General features: G+C 39.9%; 15 protein-coding genes and 1 riboswitch. Of the genes, 5 read left to right on the top strand and 10 right to left on the bottom strand.

The window, feature by feature from the left end:
* Positions 1 to 93: 93 nt before the first annotated feature.
* Positions 94 to 195: riboswitch (purine riboswitch) on the bottom strand.
* A gap of 36 nt (positions 196 to 231) precedes the next feature.
* From G8761_RS22300 to G8761_RS22265, 8 genes are all read right to left on the bottom strand, one after another.
* Positions 232 to 2,454: a transglutaminase TgpA family protein gene (locus G8761_RS22300; protein ID WP_166030159.1), complete on the bottom strand. Its 2,223-nt coding sequence runs from the start codon at positions 2,452 to 2,454 to the stop codon at positions 232 to 234.
* Positions 2,451 to 3,668: a DUF58 domain-containing protein gene (locus tag G8761_RS22295; RefSeq protein ID WP_166030158.1), complete on the bottom strand. Its 1,218-nt coding sequence runs from the start codon at positions 3,666 to 3,668 to the stop codon at positions 2,451 to 2,453. The genes G8761_RS22300 and G8761_RS22295 overlap by 4 nt, the downstream gene beginning before the upstream one ends.
* Positions 3,669 to 4,610, bottom strand: a complete 942-nt coding sequence (locus tag G8761_RS22290; protein WP_166030169.1) for an AAA family ATPase — start codon at positions 4,608 to 4,610, stop codon at positions 3,669 to 3,671. It lies immediately after the preceding gene.
* Between the two features lie 679 nt (positions 4,611 to 5,289).
* Entirely contained in the window at positions 5,290 to 6,528 is a 1,239-nt protein-coding gene (locus G8761_RS22285) for an aminopeptidase (protein WP_166030157.1), read from the bottom strand.
* 128 nt (positions 6,529 to 6,656) lie between these two features.
* Positions 6,657 to 7,922: a cytosine deaminase gene (locus G8761_RS22280; RefSeq protein WP_166030156.1), complete on the bottom strand. Its 1,266-nt coding sequence runs from the start codon at positions 7,920 to 7,922 to the stop codon at positions 6,657 to 6,659.
* A gap of 10 nt (positions 7,923 to 7,932) precedes the next feature.
* Positions 7,933 to 9,330, bottom strand: a complete 1,398-nt coding sequence (locus G8761_RS22275; protein WP_166030155.1) for a cytosine permease — start codon at positions 9,328 to 9,330, stop codon at positions 7,933 to 7,935.
* A gap of 244 nt (positions 9,331 to 9,574) precedes the next feature.
* Positions 9,575 to 10,189, bottom strand: a complete 615-nt coding sequence (locus tag G8761_RS22270; protein WP_166030154.1) for a sterol desaturase family protein — start codon at positions 10,187 to 10,189, stop codon at positions 9,575 to 9,577.
* A 119-nt stretch (positions 10,190 to 10,308) separates the two neighbouring features.
* Positions 10,309 to 11,460, bottom strand: a complete 1,152-nt coding sequence (locus tag G8761_RS22265) for an SH3 domain-containing protein (RefSeq protein WP_166030153.1) — start codon at positions 11,458 to 11,460, stop codon at positions 10,309 to 10,311.
* 631 nt (positions 11,461 to 12,091) lie between these two features.
* Here G8761_RS22265 and G8761_RS22260 point away from each other — a divergent pair.
* From G8761_RS22260 to fdhD, 5 genes are all read left to right on the top strand, one after another.
* On the top strand, positions 12,092 to 12,898 hold the full coding sequence (locus tag G8761_RS22260) for a formate/nitrite transporter family protein (RefSeq protein ID WP_166030152.1): 807 nt from the start codon (positions 12,092 to 12,094) through the stop codon (positions 12,896 to 12,898).
* 304 nt (positions 12,899 to 13,202) lie between these two features.
* Positions 13,203 to 16,175, top strand: coding sequence for a formate dehydrogenase subunit alpha (gene fdhF / locus G8761_RS22255; protein WP_166030151.1), 2,973 nt, complete (start codon positions 13,203 to 13,205; stop codon positions 16,173 to 16,175).
* Complete coding sequence (locus G8761_RS22250) at positions 16,175 to 16,654, top strand: helical membrane plugin domain-containing protein (RefSeq protein WP_166030150.1); 480 nt, start codon at positions 16,175 to 16,177, stop codon at positions 16,652 to 16,654. Before fdhF ends, G8761_RS22250 begins: the two co-directional genes overlap by 1 nt.
* A 101-nt stretch (positions 16,655 to 16,755) precedes the next feature.
* The gene (locus G8761_RS22245) at positions 16,756 to 17,124 is read left to right on the top strand and encodes a Na-translocating system protein MpsC family protein (protein WP_166030149.1); all 369 of its coding nucleotides are present in this window, start codon (positions 16,756 to 16,758) and stop codon (positions 17,122 to 17,124) included.
* Between the two features lie 5 nt (positions 17,125 to 17,129).
* Positions 17,130 to 17,963, top strand: a complete 834-nt coding sequence (fdhD, locus tag G8761_RS22240) for a formate dehydrogenase accessory sulfurtransferase FdhD (RefSeq protein WP_166030148.1) — start codon at positions 17,130 to 17,132, stop codon at positions 17,961 to 17,963.
* Positions 17,964 to 18,674: 711 nt separating this feature from the next.
* Here the strand turns inward: fdhD and G8761_RS22235 are convergent.
* Both G8761_RS22235 and G8761_RS22230 read right to left on the bottom strand, forming a co-directional pair.
* Positions 18,675 to 19,577 (bottom strand): DMT family transporter, encoded by a 903-nt coding sequence (locus tag G8761_RS22235; protein ID WP_166030147.1) that lies wholly within the window; start codon positions 19,575 to 19,577, stop codon positions 18,675 to 18,677.
* A 573-nt stretch (positions 19,578 to 20,150) separates the two neighbouring features.
* On the bottom strand, positions 20,151 to 20,429 hold the full coding sequence (locus tag G8761_RS22230) for a hypothetical protein (RefSeq protein WP_166030146.1): 279 nt from the start codon (positions 20,427 to 20,429) through the stop codon (positions 20,151 to 20,153).
* Positions 20,430 to 20,880 lie beyond the last annotated feature (451 nt).

The following is a 20,880-nucleotide window of genomic DNA, read 5'->3' as shown; positions in this document are numbered from 1 at the left end:
TCTCTCTATTTTAATAGGCATAAAAAAAGAAAACTAAAATTTGCCCGTATAAAAATAAACGAAGGCAGAATTCCAGTTTTCTTAGATTTTAATAAAAGAAATTTCTGCCTTCATAGTCAGGCCATTTACGGCGGCCCGGTAGAGACTTTCGATCCATATCATCGAGGATATATGAAGGTAACGCACAATATTAAATTTGATTAATATTGTAGCAATAGATTAAATTTCAGGTCAAGCAATTGTCTTTTTAATTAAATTTTCCCATAATTCCCTATTTTCATTCCAGCTTCCTTTAGGCAAGCTGTTGTTGTAAATCATCTGCTCATAACGGTTTGTCAGACGACCCATTTCATTGCTAGTAAAAAAAGAATCGACATATTTGGCATAGCTTCTTAATGTTTGATCGTCTCTACGTTTTAGACCATACCGTTCGAGCTGCTTTAGCAATACCATATAGGCCTTCGCAAATTGAGTATCGTTTTTTCTCCACTTAAACAGGAAGATGAAGTAGTGAGGCAGCCATCGGTAGCGAATGTTATACAATAAATATGCAAGAATACCTATAGCCAAAAATCCAAGCAGCACTTTTAACCATTGCATCTGAATAAAAACAGTTGCCTTTTTCAAGGCCGTTTCTTCCTTTTTAACGGCTTTACTTTTAACCGTGTTTTTCTCCATTTCTTCAAGCCTGTTTTTCGGGGTTTTTTTCTGGATCGTAACAGGTGCCGCCTCAGATTTATTTGTTGAGTGGGAATTAATCTCATAGTTCAGCTTAATACTGTTATCAAAGCCCTTGGTTGGCTCGAAAGGAATCCATCCCTGCCCTGGAAAATAAACTTCAACCCAGGAGTGGGCATTATTATTGGTAACTTCGAATACCTGTCTGTTGGAATTTTCGCTATCGTATTTCTGAAACTCGCCTTGCGCATAACCTTTTACCCATCTTGCCGGAATACCAAGTGTTCTTAGCATAACAGTCATGGAACTGGAGAAGTTATCGCAGTAGCCACGCTTTGTTTTGAAAAGGAATTGATCTACGTAGTCATCCTTCTTTCCTGGAACCGCTACCTTCTTTTGATCATAGGTAAAGTCGGGCAGATCAAAGTAATCCTCAATTGCATTTGCTTTATCCCACCAATTTTCTTTGCCAGCCGTAATTTCCTGAGCAAGCCGTTTCACCCTGGAAGGTAGGGAGTTTGGCAGCTGCGTATAGCGAGCCATAAACTCCGGAGACAGCACAGTCTGTTCGTCTCCAGTTATACTTCTTAAAGCAGATACCTTATATTCAGGTACCTCAACATCCATTGAATATTGGGTTGCACGATAGGGCTCTCTGTTTGGCATATAGCTATAAATCTTTTCCAAAACAGGATCCGCTTCAAAACTTACATTTTTACCTGCATTAATCTTCACAGTGCCGTAAGGATATACAATATGGTTGTATAGGAGATTCATGTTTAGTTCAACTTTTTCCTTTTCGGTTTTTATATCCCCAGGAAAACGGCCGAACGGTACTTCCTCGTCCTTATTAAAAAGTTCTCTTGCCTCTTTACGCGGAGAAGTCCACCCCTTACCCGTATAAACCTCTTTTGATTCGACCTTCCAATAATGGCTGCTCTCCGTGTTGGCAGTAAAAACGACACTGTTATCCGGAATAAATGGCCCTCCCAGCCTGGAGTCGTTAGTCCCGTAACCAATTCTAGCTATGCCGCCAGAATTTCCTTCATCTCCGCTTTTGTTGTTAAGCGACGTTAAAAAAGGAACAGGGTCTGGCCAAACGGGTGCTGCCTTTGGTGCTATCATACCAACAAAACCGCTTAAAAAAAGCATAACGGCAAGCGGAATCATCCATTTACGCCTCGAGGTAGAATCCTTTCCAACGTTCTCTTTATTAATAATCCGTGAAAAGGTGAGTATACCCATCACTGTAAAACCAGCGAGAACTGTTCTTACAATTGCCCACTTTGCATTATATGGAGTAAAAGTATCCAAAACAGTTATATATATAATAGTCATAAGGAAAAACACAAAAATTCGCTGCCGGTTAAGAAGCCAATACTGCAACAGATAAACCATCAGCCACAGCAAAGTAAAAAATAGAATTGTCCGGAAGGGATCTGAGAGGGCAGTCCAATCCCCACTTCCAATAAAACCTGCATTTTTACTTAAATCAGTAAAGAAGAGGTTCCACCAGTTAAAATGAAAAAATCCGCCGGAATAGTAGAAGTTGTAGACACTTCCCAGAATGTAGAGTAATTTGATTGTGACCTTCAGTCCTTTGTTTATTTGAAAATAGCCCCCGGCAAAGGACAAGGCAATAAAAACAATAAAAACTCCCAGATAGCTGGTTTCCGTTACTTTACCAATCGGTCTCAGCCATTCCCACAGCATAAAAAAGGCAATGGCATATAATTGCATCGAGGTTTTCCCTCGTTCACCTGCCTGGTTTCTCATCGCAAATTCACCTCCGAGAAAGCCGAGGCAAACTGGCCGTCATGAACTAATACAAGTTTGACACCTCGGGCGTTCGCCATAGCCTTTAAAGTAACTTCGTTCTTATCAGGTGTTTCTTTTGCATCCTTCATTAGAAAAATGGTTGCTGCTCCTTTTCTTTGTCCAAGAGCGCCCGCTTTTTCAATTAACTCCTTTGATACCTTAGCTGTTATTAACATAAAAGCTACAGACTGATGTGCTGAAAAAATCTCTGTCTCCAGCATCTTTTCAAAAGGAACGGAATGATAGGGCTTGATTTTAGCAAGATGATAAAAAATCTGCTGCATCTGCTTTTCCCCTCCCCTGATGGGGAAGGAAGCGGTATCTTTTGTATTCGTCATCAGCCCGGTTTGTGCTCCCTTTTTTAAAATAGCTCTTACAAGAGAAGCTGTAAACGAAACAACCGTTTCAAACCGGTGATCAGGCTGGCAGTCCATAATCACAAATACATCGTGGGACTGACGCTGCTCAAATTCTTTCGTCATTATCTCATTACGCTTGGCGGTCGCCTTCCAATTGATCCAGGAGAATCGGTCGCCTGGCTGGTATTCTCTTACTCCAATGACCATGGTGCTGTCCCGCTGTACTCTTTCCCTTGAAGCCGTCATTCCCTGATCATAATGGTTTTCAAAGGGCTGATAAATTAAATCAGTATAGGCAGGATAAACAAGAATCCTATTTTCCGCGTTCGCCTTTTCTTCTTTTTCAATCAGTCCAAGAGGATCCCCGGTGGTCAGCTTACAAGATTGAAAGAAATGTTCTCCGCGGATGAGATGGTCAATTGTATATTTATAGGAGAACTCTTTTTTAAATCCCGGAAAAAGAAGAACCTTGGTGTTCTTACTGAGGTTTGATTGTTTAAGTTCATCAGATAGCTGATCTTCAACCAAAAGATAAAATAATGGAAAGGAAGATTTTCTTGTAATTCTAATTTCAGCTTTTAAAGGTTCGCCTGCGTTAAAATCCGTTTTAGGAAGAAGCCGTTCAACTTCTATTTCTCCTATGCGGTAAAAGGCCATGCCTAGGCTGTAGATCCCAAAAGGCAAAAAGCTGTAAAACAAAAACCAGCTTACAAAACCCCCTTGAAACATGGCATAGGAAAATGCCCCCGCAAACAGCAGGTATAAAACTAGCCCCTTCCAAATTCTTTTCAATAAAGACGACAATTTTTCCATTTAATTCACAAGCCTCTGAACCGGAACAGGCACACGGGCAATAACCCGGCTAATAACTTCCTCAGCAGTAATACCTTCAAATTTAGCTTCCGATTTCAAAATAATCCTGTGTGCAAAAACAAATGGAGCAAGGTACTGGATGTCATCAGGAAGAACATAGTCGCGTCCCCTCATAAATGAATAAGCCTGGGCTGCCTTCATTAGTGCAATGGAACCACGCGGGCTTGCACCGAGATAAACACTTCCATGGTGTCTCGTTCCATACGCAATATCTACAATATACCGCTTGACGCTGCTGTCCACATAAACCTCTTTTATTTCCGTCTGGATTGCACGCAGTCCTTCAAGGTCTATAACTGGTGTGAGATCTTCAATTGGCGGCACTTTCTGAGCCCGGTTTAAAACTTCCATTTCTTCGCCAATTTCAGGATAACCCATTTTCATTTTTAAAAGAAAACGGTCCAACTGAGCCTCAGGCAGCGCAAAAGTACCTTCATATTCAATCGGGTTTTGAGTGGCCATAACAAAGAACGGCTTTTGAAGTATGTGGGTGACACCGTCAATCGTCACACTGCCCTCTTCCATACCTTCTAAAAGGGCTGATTGAGTTTTTGGGGACGTACGGTTAATTTCATCTGCAAGAATAATATTTCCCATCAATGGGCCCGGTCTAAATTGGAATTCCATATCCTTTGGATTATAAATAGATATACCCGTCACATCGGATGGCAAGAGGTCAGGAGTAAACTGAATCCTTTTAAACTTCGCATTTACAGATTTGGCAAGTGCACGAACCATCATGGTTTTACCGACACCTGGCACATCCTCCAGCAGTACGTGTCCTTCGGCGAGCAAAGCCACGAGGCTTAATTCAGCAACGTTTCGCTTCCCAATCATTACTTTTTCGATATTATTTAAAATTTTCTCTATATCAAGCCGCATTTGTTCCTGCTTCACGAAAATCCCCCTTATGAAAGTTCATAAAAAAAGCATATTTACCCTATATAATTCTATATTTTCTAAAAAAAACCTTTATCGCCATACCTTTTTTTAAAATTTTCCATTTAAGGGACCTGGACTTTCTTAAACAATACTAAAAAGACCCACCTCGTAAATATAGGGAGATGTATTAACATTTTAATAATTAGGCTTAATTGTAAATCCCTTTTATTTCATCATTTATTTGCCATTTCTTTTGCATGGATGCCTTTAAACTTGACTGGTTATTTTCGCTCGCGTGCTCACTTTCCGCAGGCGATCAACCTAGCGAAAAATCAACCATGTGCTTTAAGCACAGCTGGCACTATATGCCCCTTTAGTTACCCCTTTTGCTTTCGAAGAGACATTTGGGGGCACTATACGCCCCTTTAGTTACCCCTTTTGCTTTCAAAGAGACATTTGGGGGCACTATACGCCCCGCCAAATGAAGGGTATCAAATTTATGTATACAAATTAAGAGTTCCGGCAGAGGGGGAAACCATTCATATAAAATCAACAATCATCCAATTTGGTCCCTATTCTGGACGTTAACCATTGGATATGTTTAAGCTAAAAAAGCTGCTTCAAAGACCAGATTAACGGCCCTTTGAACCAGCTTTTTATTACTTCATAACACTGCAAATTATTGATTCTCAAACACAAAGTTTCCGTTCTCAAATACTTTAATTTCTTTACCTGATTTAGTTTTTCCAACAATAGAAAGGTCACTAGTGCCAAACATGAAATCGGCATGTACAAGAGAGTCATTTACACCCATTGCGGCCAATTCTTCCTTGCTGTACTTTTCATTGTTTTTTATATTGATTGGATATGCCTTACCGAGTGCCAGATGGCAGGAGGCATTTTCATCAAACAATGTATTATAGAAAAGAGTGTTCATGCTTGAAATAGGTGACTGATATGGCACGAGAGCAACTTCTCCGAGTCTTGATGAACCCTCATCAGTATCAATCAGTTTACTAAGTGTTTCAATTCCGATCTTGGCATCAAATTCAGCCACTTTACCATCTTTAAATACGAAGTAGAAATCCTCTATCAGACTCCCGTTATAATGAAGCGGCTTTGAAGCTACCACTTTTCCATTAACACCTGTATTTTTGGGAACTGTGAAAATTTCTTCTGTTGGCATATTGGCAATAAATTCAACGCCATCAGCTGCATGCTCCGAACCCCCGACCCATTTATGCTCTTCATGGAACTCAATAGTCAGGTTTGTTCCTAACGAATTTATGTAATGAAGCTCTATAATTTCATTGCTGTGCATGAATTCAATTCTCTGCTTTAATTTTTGCTTATGCTCTTCCCACGCCTTTATAGGATCGGAAAGATCAGACCTAACTGCCTTTAAGATTAATTCCCAAAGCTTTTCAATGGCTGCTTCTGTATCATGCTCTGGAAAAACCTTTTTTGCCCAAGCCGGTGTTGGCACTGAAACAACTGACCAGCGGTTTTGGTTGCTCATTCGTTTTTCCTTGTATTCCTTAATGGCATTTCCCATTGCTCTTTGTGCCTTTGCTATCCGCTCAGGATTAACTCCTTTAAACATCTCTGGGTCTTCAGCATAAACACTTATATAAGCCGCACCAGCTGCAGCTGTCTTTAGATAAAAATCCTGGTCCCATTCAGGATATTTGTCGAGGGAATCTTCCTGTGCATAGAGGAATCTGACTTTGTCCAGTTCAGCAGCATCCCACTTCACGGCAACTTGCCCTGCCCCTTCTTTATAAGCCGCTTCCGCAAGCATATTTACAAAATTAGCTGCTTCAATCGGGGCCAGTATGACCAACAGCTGATCCTTTTGCAGATTCACACCTTGTTTCACGATTAATTGGGCATAATTTTCAATTTGTTCTTGTTTCATGTGTTAATCATCCTTTCAGGCTATTAATCCTCCATATATATTCTTTCCTTTAGCGGACTACACCTCTTATTATTCCCAAATTTAAAAAGCCGCTTAAACACCTTAGTGTCTAAACGGCCTTTATTCTATTATTTTTGGAAATCAATTGCTTCTTCCTTATCCAGATAAATCATTGGAGTGCTTGGTTTTGTTTCAGCAATTACTTCTCCGTTGCGGATTGAGTATCGCACGGATACCTGGCGGCGGATTGCATCATATGAATCCATTGCAGGGAGAACAATAAAGTTAGCTGGTTTTCCAACTTCAACACCATATTGATCTTCAATTTGAAGTGTTTTGGCACTATTCTGCGTTATTAAATCAATAGATTCCATGATTTGCTCATAGCCCATCAATTGGCAAACATGAAGTCCCATTTGAAGTACTTGAAGCATGTTGCCTGTTCCCATCGGGTACCAAGGATCAAAAATATCATCATGTCCGAAGCAAACATTAATTCCAGACTCTAAAAGTTCTTTCACGCGGGTTACTCCGCGGCGTTTAGGGTAAGTGTCAAATCGGCCCTGCAAATGAATATTTACTAACGGATTAGCCACGAAATTAATATTGGAAAGCTTAAGCAGCCTAAATAGTTTAGAAGTATAAGCTCCATTATAAGAATGCATAGCTGTCGTGTGGCTCGCCGTTACTTTTTCGCCAATACCGTAACGATAAGCTTCGGCCGCAACTACTTCAACAAATCTGGATTGCTCATCATCGATTTCATCACAATGGAAGTCTAACGGACGATCATATTTAACTGCCAGTTCAAATGCCTTCTTAACAGATTCAACACCGTATTCCCGTGTGAACTCATAGTGCGGAATTCCTCCAACCACATCCACACCCATCTTTACGGACTCCTCAAGAAGTTCGAAACCATTTGGATAGGAAAGAATTCCTTCCTGCGGAAAAGCTACGAGCTGAATGTCTACCCAGGGTGCCATTTCTTCTTTTACCTCAAGCATAGCTTTTAGAGCTGTCAGCTTAGGATCGGTAACATCAACGTGTGTCCTTACGTATTGAATTCCTTGTGCAATTTGCATCTTCAGTGCTTTTTTTGCCCGAGTTTTAACATCCTCAAGTGTTAAAAACTGCTTGCGTTCCGCCCAGCGCTCGATTCCCTCAAACAGAGTCCCGCTCACATTCCAGCTTGGCTCTCCTGCTGTTAATGTTGTGTCCAGATGGATATGCGGCTCGATAAATGGAGCAAGGACAAGTCCTCCTTCTGCATCAATTACATTTGTGCCAGCCTGCTCGCTGGCGTTTTCTGCTATTTTTGTAATGTTGCCGTCTTCGGCTTCTATCTGCCAAAGACCTTCTTTTCCGCGTAATCTGGCATTTTTTAATATCATCCAATTCACCTTATTTCGATAGTTTTGAGAGAATATAATAGATTACTCCTGTTAATGCGATTGTTGGGTAAGTAGCACCAATTGTGCCTGTAAACATCGCTTTGTTGTGAACTAAGAGGAAGAAAACAACTCCGATTACCCATACAGCCATTGCCTTTAGATTAAAACCGCCCTGGAACCAGTACTTGCCTTTTGTCTTATCAAATTCGTTAACATCGTATGCCTTCTTACGTACAAGATAGAAGTCAACAATCGTGATGGCGAATATTGGTCCAAATACCATTCCGATATAATCTAAGAATCCGATAAAGGAATCAAGGAAGCTTCCAATATACAAAGGTACTACAGTTAAAATGGCAGCGATAATCGTAACCAGCCATAAAGCAGGCATCGGCTTAATTTTTTTCGTGACATTTGTTAAAGAAATTCCTGCAGCCATCAGGTTTACCGCATTGGCTGTTGTACTTGTTAAAATAATAACCAATAGAGCAACTGGCCCAAGTCCCAGCTTCGTAACAATCGTACTTGGATCTGAATTGTTAGGATCATATACACCTGTAGAAATGGCAGTACCGATAGCGCCAATTACACCGACTAAAGCGAACCAGAAAACACCAATATTTGCACCAATCATCGGAGCTACGGTTGCAGTAGCACGATTTTTTCCATAGCGGGTAAATTCTGCAATTGCCGGTACCCAGCCAAGACTGAAGGCTGCCATAGCATCAAATGCTGATCCAATCGGCAGTAGTTTTCCTTTTGGCGGCTGCCAGTTCATGATGTCATGAATCGAAATATGCTGAAGTACTACAATAGTTTCCCAGATTCCCAGGATAAGAATGAAAACAACACCGATACGTTCTACTAATTTAACTGATTTATGTCCCATAGCAATGGAAAGCAGATGAAGAACACTCATGACAACAATTCCAAAAATCATGGTTTTATTTCCGCCTGGCTCACCAAATGCTGGCCATCCTAGGTACTCTTTACAAACCAGACTGACGGATATTGCGGCGATAAATGTGTTAACCGCTGTCCACCCAATAAACTGTGTACTGTTTAATACTGATGGAAGGTAGCTTCCCTTTACACCGAAGGATGGTCTTGTAAGAGCCATTGTGGAAGTTCCAACCTTATAACCCATAAATCCAATTAAAGCCATGATTAGGTAAGCAATAGGGTTCGCTACTAAAGTGACCAGTACAGATCCGCCAAAAGCGGCACCCGCGACGACTCCCCCAACATACCAGGAACCATTATTTGCATTTGCCCCAATCCATGTGGCAATCATATCTCCAAAACTTAAGCTTCTTTCACTCATTGGAACAGCTTCGACTGCTCCATATTCCTTATGTTCCTGCTGAGTCTTATTTGCAACTACAGCTGTTCCAGTTGTTGTTTCCATGACGTTTACCTCCAATAATGAAATTGAAGAGGTACAAAATTCCTTTAACCTTGACCATTTTTGGCATAAAAAAAACTTTCTGCTATGAATCTAACAGAAAGTCTCCGCAAAAATATACTCTACCCAGGGTAGAATAGCCGTCAACCTTGTTAGCCTCACAGGACTAAATTAAAGGTACCTCTTATTGAACTATTGAAAATATACTGCATTTTTCGACAAGTGTCAATGGTTTTTAATCGAAAAACTATAACACTCTTTTCTCTAAGTTCTTCACTGTTTTACTAGTTTCAACCTCTTTTTCATTTCTAAAAGTTCCAAATAGATAATCTGCAAAAGGGGTGCTTACGCCAAACCAGTAATTTTCATTTTTATAATGATGAAGGATATGAACCTTTTTAATCCATCTCCCAAACCTTGTCTTCGGTTTCAGCGGTCGATGTGCAACGTAGTGCTTCCACTCATAGACCAGAAGCATGCCGATCAAGCCCGTTCCGAAAGAGATAGTATTGAGGAATTTTCCATTAAAATAATAAAAGATTGCGCAAAGAATGAAAAAGTTAGGAAGGCTGTACCAGATGGGAAGGAATAGTAGCTTTAAATCATCAGGATAAGTATGGTGATCGTAATGAATTCTTTTTAAAAATTTAAGCAAAAGTAGATTTTTAGGTGCTTTAACATGAAAGAGAAAACGGTGTGTGAAATATTCACTTATTGCAAATACCAAAATGCCAAACATAAAATAGACTAGCACCCATACATTTTGTCCCTGCCATAATACAGTAGCAGCTCCGCTTAAAAATATCAGAAATGCAATTAGAATATCAGAATGAAAAAAGAAGTTTTTATACAAACCTTTCATAGACATTCCCCCTTAGTTGATCTAATTCTAAAGTATTTGGAAATTTCAATCAATATAGCGGAGAGGATTTTAACAGTAAAAAAGCATTTACAGAGTTTAATCCATAAATGCTCTTTTCACTAATTTACTGCAAGTGCACGCTTGCCCATGGCATTATAAATATTTATAAATGTTGATTTTGATATTTTTACATTTTCCTTTACTACTTCACTGTCATTGAAGTACACATAATTAGCATCCACTCCCGTTACCACGATGCAGTGTAATGGAGTTGGGGTATAAATCGATTTTCCTCCAGGAGTCTTCCAATATCGGGCAGAAGGCATCTTGAAATTGATCGTAAACCATGCCAGCACCGGTTTCCCCTGCAAAATATACTGCTCTACTGAGGAAAAGTCTCTGCCTGTTAAGTTAACTCCACCAGGACGGTATCGGTCGAGCAGCCTTTTTAAAGGAGCTGGATTGATGGTATATCCGTTGCCAAATGGCGTTCCAACAAACCCAACGTCAGGGTCACCCCATGTTCTAATGGTTCCGTTTGTATTTCTTACTAATTTAGTAGAGTCATAACGCATTTGCTTTGCTAATGTCGTTTTGTTTACATGGACTCCGTAGTAGGCAAGTGCCATAGCGAGCGAGGTTACCTCACAGCCACTCGGCAGTTCAGGTCGCTGTGCAATAAGCGGCACATTAAGTATTCTGCTGGCAGGTGTTTTGACTGGACTGCCGGTTGTTACATATTGACCGCTTACATATCCAGTTCTTCCATTAAAGTTAATTTTATACCATCCGTTGGTTTCTTTATGTATAACATTAAGTACTGAGCCATTTTTTAATAACCCTAATTTGCTGTATTGTACGCCGGGACCTGACCGAACATTTAATCCGTTTGTATTTAATCTGTAAACTGGCGAAGGTGATGAGGAAGAAGAAGTGACCCTTATATATTGGCCGCTGACATAGCCAGTTTTCCCATTATAAGAAATCTTGTACCAGCCATTGCTAAGTTTTTGGATGACTTGTACAGCTGAACCTTGTCTCAAGCTGCCAATGCGGGAGTAATTCGTTCCAGCCCCTGACCGTACGTTTAAATTGGTAGCTGTTACAGTATAAGCTACCGATGCGGCGTTTACGACCGTTTGATTTGAAAGATTTATAGGCAATTGTGGGAGCAGTACACTGCTTGCAAGAATGGACGCGGAAATTACACCTTTTGATACAGTGCTTTTGATTGGTATTCGTTTTTTCTCAAAGCCGTCAAATTGGGTCATTACTTTTTCTCCTCCAGTTTCCGTTAAATGTCTGATTATTCTGTATTATACATTGACCTACCTACAAAATATAAGGAAATATGTCGATAGTCTAACGATAAGCCCTTACAATTACATAAATGAACCAATTGGCTTAACGGATTTTTTCTAACAGGAGGATTGACTCAGGAAGCAAGTAGGCTGCTATTTCAAAAACTTTCCAACCGAAGAGAATGATATAAATAGAATATGACTCCCAAGCATTTAAACATTCTATTCTTATTTTTCAAATATAAAATTAAAAAAAGTTCATATAATGTTCACATTTCCATTTTTGCATGATATATTATTTACCGTTGATAGAAAACGAAATGGTTCATTGATGTTCAGATAATGAGAATTGTTTGGGTATCCTGTTCTACTTTTCGTCTATGGCGGGAAAGATTGCAAGTATGGTTAAAATGCTTAAGCTGTCACCCCACTGTAAAACGGTTCATGTTATGCATGAATACCGATTTATGGTGGGGTTTTTTGTATTTTAATTTTACAAATTATCCATAAACTCAAAATACTGAGTCGACGCCTATTTCACTAAGAGTTTTCAAAAAATAAGACAGCTGATAAAAATAACCTATATAAGGAGGAGAAAAACATGGCATTTCACAGTCCGCAGTCTATAGCAAAATTAGCTGTAGAAGCTGGTGCCAAAAAGGCAGCAATGCCCACTGGACAAACACTTTTATTAGGATTTTTAGGAGGAGCCTTTATTGCCCTTGGATTTCTGCTGGATATTCGTGTCATCGCAAATTTACCAGCTCAGTGGGGTACTTTAAGCTCACTTTTAGGAGGATCCGTTTTCCCATTAGGACTTATGTTAATTGTCATTGCAGGTGGAGAATTGTTAACAGGAAATATGATGGCACTGCCAATTGCTGTTCTCGCAAGACGTGCTACGGTAGGACAGCTGTTCAGAAATTGGCTGTTAATTTTAATTAGTAATTTCATTGGTGCAGTATTTGTTGCTTATTTCTTTGGACACATTGTCGGATTAACAGAAACAGGGCCGTTTTTAACTAAAACTGTAGCAATTGCACAAGCGAAAATTGATGATACCTTTATTAAGAGTTTAATTTCCGCTGTGGGTTGTAACTGGCTCGTATGTTTAGGCGTTTGGCTCGCCTATGGTGCTGAGGATATCGGCGGGAAAATGCTGGCTATTTGGTTCCCGATAATGGGATTTGTGGCAATTGGCTTTCAGCACGTTGTGGCGAACATGTTCGTTATACCCGCCGCTATCTTTGCAGGTCACTTCAGCTGGGCAGATTATTTTTCAAACTTTATTCCGGTGGTAATTGGAAACGCTATCGGTGGTGCTGTATTCGTAGCACTAATCTATTGGGTCTCTTATAAGGATTCTTTGCAAAACCAGTCTGATGCAAAATTAAAGAAGGCTGCTTAATATAACCATTAAATTTTAAAGTTTTATATATAAAAAATTTGTATTAATAGCAAAAATGACCGGATGTATTGATATTAGGTAATGGACATTGCCCGGATATTCTGCTTCCCTCATTAAAAAAAGGCAGGCTATTGCTTGCATTTTATATGCTTATCGAATCCCCCTGAAACGATTTGCCGCTTTTTAGCCATCCGTTTTACAGGGGGTATTTCTAATGAATTTTTAATAACTAAACAGAGAGATAAGAAACAGTTCTTAGAAAGTTTTGTTTCTAAAGAGTAACGAAATCAAAGGGGGAATTAAAGTGGCAGAAAAAGTGAATGTACATATTAATGGAACAGCTCATGAAATTGAAAAAGGGACTCGCATTTTGGATTATTTATTACAGCAGGAAATGCAGCATCCCCATATTTGTTATTCTGATATTTTAGGACCGGTCCAAAGTTGTGATACATGTATGTGTGAAGTGAACGGAAACATTATGCGCGCTTGTTCTACAGTTGTAGAAGATGGCATGGAAATATTAACGTCCTCCGAACTTGCGAAAAATGCACAAGAAGAAGCAATGGACCGTATTTTGGAAAATCACTTATTATACTGTACAGTTTGTGACAATAACAATGGAAATTGCCGAGTACATAATACGGCTGAAATGATGGGAGTCGAGCACCAAACACGCCCGCATCGATCTAAAAATTATGAAGTAGATATGTCTCATCCGTTTTATCGCTATGATCCAGATCAATGTATTCTGTGCGGACGCTGCGTTGAAACCTGCCAGGACCTTCAAGTCAATGAAACGTTAACAATCGACTGGGAAAGCAATCAGCCACGTGTTTTATGGGATGGCGGAAAAAGCATTAACGAATCATCCTGTGTATCATGTGGCCAGTGTGTGTCTGTTTGCCCATGTAATGCATTAATGGAAAAGTCCATGCTTGGAAATGCAGGTTTCATGACAGGAATCGAAGATGACCTGCTAACACCGATGATTGACCTTGTAAAGACGGTTGAGCCTGATTACCAAACCATTTTTGCCGTTTCTGAAGTGGAAGCTGCAATGCGCGATACACGTATCAAGAAAACAAAAACAGTTTGTACATTCTGTGGTGTGGGCTGTTCGTTTGAAGTTTGGACAAAAGACCATGAAATTCTAAAAATAGAACCTTCCGAAAATGCTCCTGTAAACAGTGTTTCCACTTGTGTAAAAGGGAAATTTGGCTGGGACTTTGTAAACTCACAAGAAAGAATTACTTCACCGTTAATTCGCAAAGGCGATGTGTTTGTGGAAGCAAGCTGGGATGAGGCACTTACTCTTGTCGCAGAAAAACTTGGCGGAATTAAGGAAACTTACGGAAGCGATTCTATCGGCTTTATTTCTTCCTCCAAAATGACAAACGAGGAAAACTATCTAATCCAAAAGCTATCCCGGCAGGTATTTGGAACAAATAACGTTGACAACTGCTCCCGTTATTGCCAGTCACCGGCTTCATGGGGCTTGCAGCAAACCGGCGGCATCGGCGGCGATAGCGGAACCATTAAAGATATTGCGGGCGCAGGTCTTGTTATCCTTGTGGGATGTGCTCCTGCGGAAGGACACCCGGTTCTTGCAACACGAATTAAACGAGCACAAAAACTTCACGGCCAAAAATTAATTACCGTTGACGTGCGCAGACATGAAATGGGTGACCGCGCAGACTTATTCGTTCGTCCAAAACAAGGTACAGACTATGTATGGCTTTCAGCCATTACAAAGTACATGATTGACCAAGGCTGGCATAATGAGAAATTTATTAAAGAGCATGTCAATCAGTATGATGAGTTCCTGCAAATGATTCAGCCTTATTCTCTTGAAGAGGCTGAGAAGATAACAGGTATTTATAAAGAAACTCTCATTCAAATGGCGGAAATGATTCGCGATGCTGATGGAACAGCGGTTTGTTGGGGAATGGGTGTAACCCAAAATATAGCTGGCTCGCACACTTCTGTTGCCATTGCCAACCTGCTTCTTGCAACAGGCAACATGATGCGTCCAAATGCAGGTGCTTATCCTTTACGCGGACATAATAATGTACAAGGTGCCGCTGACATGGGAACAATGCCAAATATTTTCCCTGGATATCAATCTGTAACAGATGACCAAATCCGTGCAAAATTTGAAAATGCTTATGGAGTAAATATCCCTGCAACACCTGGACTAGACAATATTCAAATGCTGGAAGCAATTGATGAAGGTCATATGAAGGCGATGTTCATAGCTGGGGAGGATATGGCATGGGTTGATGCTGACTCTAATCATACACAGGCAATGCTTGAAAAGCTTGATTTCCTTGTTGTACAAGAAATCTTTTTAACTACAACCGCTCAATTTGCGGATGTTATTTTACCTGGAGCTCCTTCTCTTGAGAAAGACGGAACCTTCACTAATACAGAGCGTCGCGTTCAGCGCTTATACCAAGCGCTTGAACTAACAGGAAACAGCAAGCCTGACTGGATGATTCTTACAGAGCTGGCGAATAAAATGGGCTTTGATTGGAATTATTCGCATCCTAGCGAAATCTTTGCGGAAATGGCAAGCTTAACACCTTTCTTCAGCCAGTGTAACTACGATGTCCTAGAAGGATGGAACAGCTTCAACTGGGGTTCAACAGATGGATCAAACACACCGTTACTTTTCACAGATGGCTTTAATTTCCCGGATAAAAAAGCTCGCTTTGGTCTGTTTGATTATGTGGCTCCAGTAGAGTTCCCGGAAGAATTCGATCTCTCATTAGATAACGGCCGTCTCTTGGAACACTTCCACGAAGGAAACCTAACACATAAATCAGAGGGGCTTAATTACAAATTCCCGAAAGTGTTTGTGGAGGTATCACCTGAGCTTGCAAAAGAGCGGGGCGTGAAAGACGGATCTCTCGTCCGCCTTGTATCACCATATGGTGCTATCCGTGTTCCTGTTCTGGTAACAAACCGTGTGGAAGGAAAAACCGTCTATGTACCAATGCACTCGTCCAGTCACGAAAGTGCGGTAAATCTCCTGACCGGTGGAGCTGTTGATGTGGTGACACATACACCGGCATACAAACAAGCAAAAGTCCGTATGGAAATTCTTGAATTGGATGGAGAAAATCCACTTCCAAAATTCAACCCGCGTAATGCCACTCGTACCCCGCAAATGGGTCTTGAAATTTACCGTAAGTGGGAACGCGGCGACTATGCCCCTATTGCAAGCGTAAACGAGCATGTACAGCCAGGTTTGTATGATGGGAGGAATGCATAATGGCAAAACCAATTAAAACAATTCAAAGAACAGAGATAACAGAGGAACACATAAAAGCGGAATCCTTGGAGAGTATTCTCTCCGGGGTTGCGCAAAATAAAGATTCACTTCTTGAGACGCTGCAGCTATTGCAGGAATTACATGACAGCGGCATAATAGATGCTTTAGGAGGTCTCGTTAAAGCCAAAGATAAAGTAGCAAAAATCGCTGTCGGCCAACTGACGCGCAAACCTCTCACAAACATGATTAATAATGCTATGGCTGCAGGTGGTATTTTAACGGAAACTGAACCGGAAACAACAAAAAAGCTTATCTCAAGCCTGTCAGCTGGATTGCAAAAAGCAGAGGAAGGCTTAAAGTCGGACGTTAAGTTTGGGCTTTTTGACTTAGTCAAAGCATTAAAAGATCCTGATATCAATCGTGCCTTAGGATTTGGAGTTAATCTTTTAAAGGGACTTGGGGAAGGCTTAAAAAAATAACAAGGAATAAGGAAACCCACACACATTCGTTAAATGAGTGCGAAATGGTTTCCTTATTGTTACTTTAAAAAATGTCTGGTGAGAGCAAAGGAGGATTAGAAATGACAAAAAACAGCCTGGAACATCAATTCAGTATGCTTGTTCGTGAAATAAGGAAAGAATATGTAGGAAATGGTCCGAAAGAGATCAGCACAAAGTTCGTTGGCACCTGGGCGATTAGTGAAATGAAAGGGAACTTAACCAATGTAGAAAAATTTATGTTAAACACTTCTAACGGCAAGCAGATGGTCCATGAAACGCGGACAAAATTGGTAAAACAAATTTATAAAAAGCCGGAAGTTCTTCTCAAATTTGAAAAATTAATGGGCGCCAGGGTATTAAGGTTATTTTCTGATATCGATCTCGATGAGGATACCGCCATGACTATATTTGTATTTGATCAGCCGATCGAGGGAAGTACCAAGGGGTGACAGGAATGGATCAGCCTATGAAAATGGACAGTGAAGTATGGCGCTATGAGAGTGGCGCCTTGAGTAAAGTCATAGATACGATCGTAACTGAATTTCCTATTACCATTATCTTAAATGACCAGGAATTTGCGACATTGGTTTGCAGCCCTGATCATATAGAAGAGCTGGTAATTGGCTTTTTAGCTTCAGAGGGCATCATCAGGAGTATGTCGGAAATAAAAGAACTTACAATCATCGAGACAACTGGACGTGCAATTGTGAAAACCCATAAGGTCAACAAACTCGATGAGCTTTTTCATTCTAAACGAGTTGTTACCTCCTGCTGTGGAAAAAGCCGCCAAAGCTTTTATTTTTATAATGATGCCAGAACAGTAAAGCCGCTGGGAAATGTTGATGTCACGGTGTCTATAGAAGAATGTTTCCAACTGATGGAGCTTATGCAAAAATCATCCGTTATTTTTCAGGATACAGGAGGCGTCCATAACGCGGCGCTATGTGATAAAAACGGCATCATCGTAGATAGAACCGATATTGGGCGCCATAATGCATTAGATAAGATTTATGGCCATTGTTTGCAGCACTCTATATCGCTTTCAAACAAAATTATCGTTTTTAGTGGCCGGATTTCATCTGAAGTATTGCTGAAGGTTGCCAAAATTGGCTGCGGCATTGTTCTTTCAAAATCAGCTCCGACTGAATTGGCTCTTCGACTCGCAAACGAACTCAATATCACGACAGTTGGTTTTATCCGAAATAAGTCCTTAAATATATATACAAAGCCAGAGCGGATAGAAACACGGGGTGTGCAGATTTTTGAAAAGGCGCCGTCTGAACAGTGAAGAGCAATTTACAGATGTAATTTTGCCAGGGATGATGCTCATTCGCTAATAAGAAAAATTGTTGAAATCAAGTAAAAACAATTACTTAAAAGGGAATAGAGAAAAACATCACACTGTTTAGGTCAACCAAGAACATTTCTGCTTATATATCCGCCCATATATGAAAAAAAGGTCTCGCAGCAGTTCAGTAAACTGATGAAAGGCCTTCTTCTTTAGTGTCTTTTTGTGTGCCCGGGAATCGTATTTTTGTCAACGACGCCCATGCACACTTTTTTGTTATTTCAGTTTAAGGGTAGATATAAGAAGGTTTTAGAACCTCAATTACATTACGTCGCCCGTAAGATGGGAGTTTGTAATATCTTTAAGATTGTGTGCAAAAAATTCGGTATCTCAAGGTCTTGCTGAATCTGAGGTGTAACATCTTGAACGAGGGTTTAACGTTTTTAATGAGATTGCGTTAGCAAAATGTTAGAGTCACCATATTTTCGCCATATACTTCAAGCTGATATTCCTGTAAGCTTTTCATCTTATACACATTTGGGCATTTTCATTATAAAGCTAATGATGGTACATGTAGAAATCTAAGTGTTAATGTTGAATTATGGTTTATCTTACTGATTATATTATCTTTTTGTAGATGTCCTGAAAATATAGGGCGTTTATATGGAATCCAGCCCCAACATTTGATCAATGAACATTATTACCATTTCTCTAAAACTCGTTCTGTTCTTCCTCCTTTTTTGGTTTGAATTTAATATTTACCAAACCAATGCTTAACACAATGAATAAAAGTCCGATTACCAAGTTAATTGTAATAGATTCATGTAAAAGAAAAGAACTACAAATAATAGCAATTAGCGGAATAAGGAAAGTAAACGAACCGACTTTACTAGCTTCTCCCGAACCGACAAGTGTAAAGAAAGCAAGCCATCCAAACGCAATGACAAAGATAGAGATAAAAAGTAAGTTGGTTATAAAGGGTGTTTTCCATTCGATACTAGACCAGCTTTCAAAGCTCGAACCTACACATGATAAAAAGATTCCTCCGATAAGTAGTTGGAGTGTAACCATCCATAGGGAATCGACACGCTTACCGATTTTCTTAACATAAACGGTCCCTAATCCCCAACCAAGGGCAGAACCTAATGCAAGTATAATGCCAAACACTGAAATAGCACCGGTAAAACCACCAGAGCTTATTGTAGCAACACCGGCAAAGCCAAGGATTAAACCAATGATTTTTAATCCATACATGGACTCCCCTAACCAAATCCAACTAAAAATGCCAAGTAAAACAGGCTCAATAAACACAATAGCAGAAAATAGTCCTGCTGGCATATAGCCCAACCCAACCGTTTGCAGACCGTAAAACATTACAATGTTTAGGAAAGCAGAAACAATATAAAAATGCCAATTTTCCTTTAAGTGAAGTTTCTTATATCTAGGTAATGCAAAAATGAGCAAGATAAGTCCGCCTAGAAATGTTCTTACGCCAGCAAACAGTAGTGGCGGTGTATAGTGAAGTGCCATTTTTGATAATGGCCAATTCACTCCCCAAACAATAACAAGAAATACGAGTAAAAAAACAGTTCTTGTTCGCGATATTTTTTCCATAATGGACCTCCATTTTTATTTAAAAGTTAGTCATCATTGCATTTTGTGACACAAAAAAAACGCTACTATTTTCCTAGATTCATCATCTTAGAAAGAGAAGCGTTTAGCTTTTTAGCATCAGTTTAATACTAAATAACCAAAATTTCTTCAAAGCTCTTATTTTTTATTATATAGGCTATTCTACCTAATTAAAAACAGAAAAATAACCTACATAAAAGACAATTTAATATTTTATAATAAATAAATAAATTTGTCAATATGTTTTTATTCAATCCTCTTGTTTTCAACATTTATTCTCGGACGCTGTAATTTATACTAGAAAAAATAGTTTTTTCTCACCAAAGAGAAGGACAGGCCACGGCGCGGATAGAAAGAAAAGGGTACCTTCACTAAAGAATCAGATATGCCTTTTGAAAAATTTGCTCTCGATTGGTTGAAAACTTACAGCCGCAGTGGGGTTAAAGTGCGCAGCGTACTGGCGCGGGAAAAAGAAATAAAACACTTTATAAATGTTTGGGGTCCATTTCCCTTTAGTGGACTGCTAAAAAAATGTACCATGACCGCATTTTTGAATTAAGTGAGCAATACAGCTATTACTATATGGATGGCATTCATGCTTCCCTTTCCTGGGATTGCCGGCCCTATTTCCGTAAAATGTCCTTGGGCAATTACATGGGAAGTGACAACGCAATGGGCCCAGACACTCTTTCCATCTTTGTGTGAATGGTGGGATTCAAGCCTTTCTATCTTTTTCGATGAGGGAGTTTTTGGGCAGTTGGTATTGTCAATGATCAGGAAAAGGATTGGCCGTAAGTCACCGGCTTTCCTTCTTGCCTGTCGTATCCTGGACATCAGATGGTCCATCCTTCTCCTCTGCATCCTGTTAGGAGACCAGGGAGATTCTTTTAGGAATCTCGTCATACAGTTAAGATCGCGTGAATTCCCTCAACTCTTCCGAATCTGAGAAACAGTCTTACGGCCCTCACACAAAATGATGCAATGCATAAAGGAAATAAGGTGTTTCATTTGGGGCTTTGACAATGCGAGACCGAGGGACAGGACAAACTTGACGAGTGCAGGATAATACCATAAACCTATGACATCTCCTTTTTCTTGGTATTGGTTTGTGTGGTAACATTCCATTTCCACTAAAAGTGAGGTGTCATTCTTATTTTTTGGCACTTTCCAAAACTAGTCATAAACCGACAGATTTAACGACAATATTTTTGCAAGACTCAAGTAATTAAATTAGAAACTTTTTGCTCCATATAATCATTCTTCTTCTCATCCTCTTTCTATTTTT

It is taken from the genome of Neobacillus terrae, from assembly GCF_011393025.1.
Classification (GTDB): Bacteria; Bacillota; Bacilli; order Bacillales; family Cytobacillaceae; genus Neobacillus_A; species Neobacillus_A terrae.
This window is presented reverse-complemented; position numbering and strand designations above follow the sequence as displayed.

What these genes read in the sequence shown, in the direction of transcription:
- G8761_RS22300 (WP_166030159.1), bottom strand. Translation starts at nt 2,454, where the DNA reads ATGAGAAACCAGGCAGGTGAACGAGGGAAAACCTCGATGCAATTATAT.
- G8761_RS22295 (WP_166030158.1), bottom strand. Translation starts at nt 3,668, where the DNA reads ATGGAAAAATTGTCGTCTTTATTGAAAAGAATTTGGAAGGGGCTAGTT.
- G8761_RS22290 (WP_166030169.1), bottom strand. Translation starts at nt 4,610, where the DNA reads ATGCGGCTTGATATAGAGAAAATTTTAAATAATATCGAAAAAGTAATG.
- G8761_RS22285 (WP_166030157.1), bottom strand. Translation starts at nt 6,528, where the DNA reads ATGAAACAAGAACAAATTGAAAATTATGCCCAATTAATCGTGAAACAA.
- G8761_RS22280 (WP_166030156.1), bottom strand. Translation starts at nt 7,922, where the DNA reads ATGATATTAAAAAATGCCAGATTACGCGGAAAAGAAGGTCTTTGGCAG.
- G8761_RS22275 (WP_166030155.1), bottom strand. Translation starts at nt 9,330, where the DNA reads ATGGAAACAACAACTGGAACAGCTGTAGTTGCAAATAAGACTCAGCAG.
- G8761_RS22270 (WP_166030154.1), bottom strand. Translation starts at nt 10,189, where the DNA reads ATGAAAGGTTTGTATAAAAACTTCTTTTTTCATTCTGATATTCTAATT.
- G8761_RS22265 (WP_166030153.1), bottom strand. Translation starts at nt 11,460, where the DNA reads ATGACCCAATTTGACGGCTTTGAGAAAAAACGAATACCAATCAAAAGC.
- G8761_RS22260 (WP_166030152.1), top strand. Translation starts at nt 12,092, where the DNA reads ATGGCATTTCACAGTCCGCAGTCTATAGCAAAATTAGCTGTAGAAGCT.
- G8761_RS22250 (WP_166030150.1), top strand. Translation starts at nt 16,175, where the DNA reads ATGGCAAAACCAATTAAAACAATTCAAAGAACAGAGATAACAGAGGAA.
- G8761_RS22245 (WP_166030149.1), top strand. Translation starts at nt 16,756, where the DNA reads ATGACAAAAAACAGCCTGGAACATCAATTCAGTATGCTTGTTCGTGAA.
- fdhD (WP_166030148.1), top strand. Translation starts at nt 17,130, where the DNA reads ATGGATCAGCCTATGAAAATGGACAGTGAAGTATGGCGCTATGAGAGT.
- G8761_RS22235 (WP_166030147.1), bottom strand. Translation starts at nt 19,577, where the DNA reads ATGGAAAAAATATCGCGAACAAGAACTGTTTTTTTACTCGTATTTCTT.
- G8761_RS22230 (WP_166030146.1), bottom strand. Translation starts at nt 20,429, where the DNA reads ATGTCCAGGATACGACAGGCAAGAAGGAAAGCCGGTGACTTACGGCCA.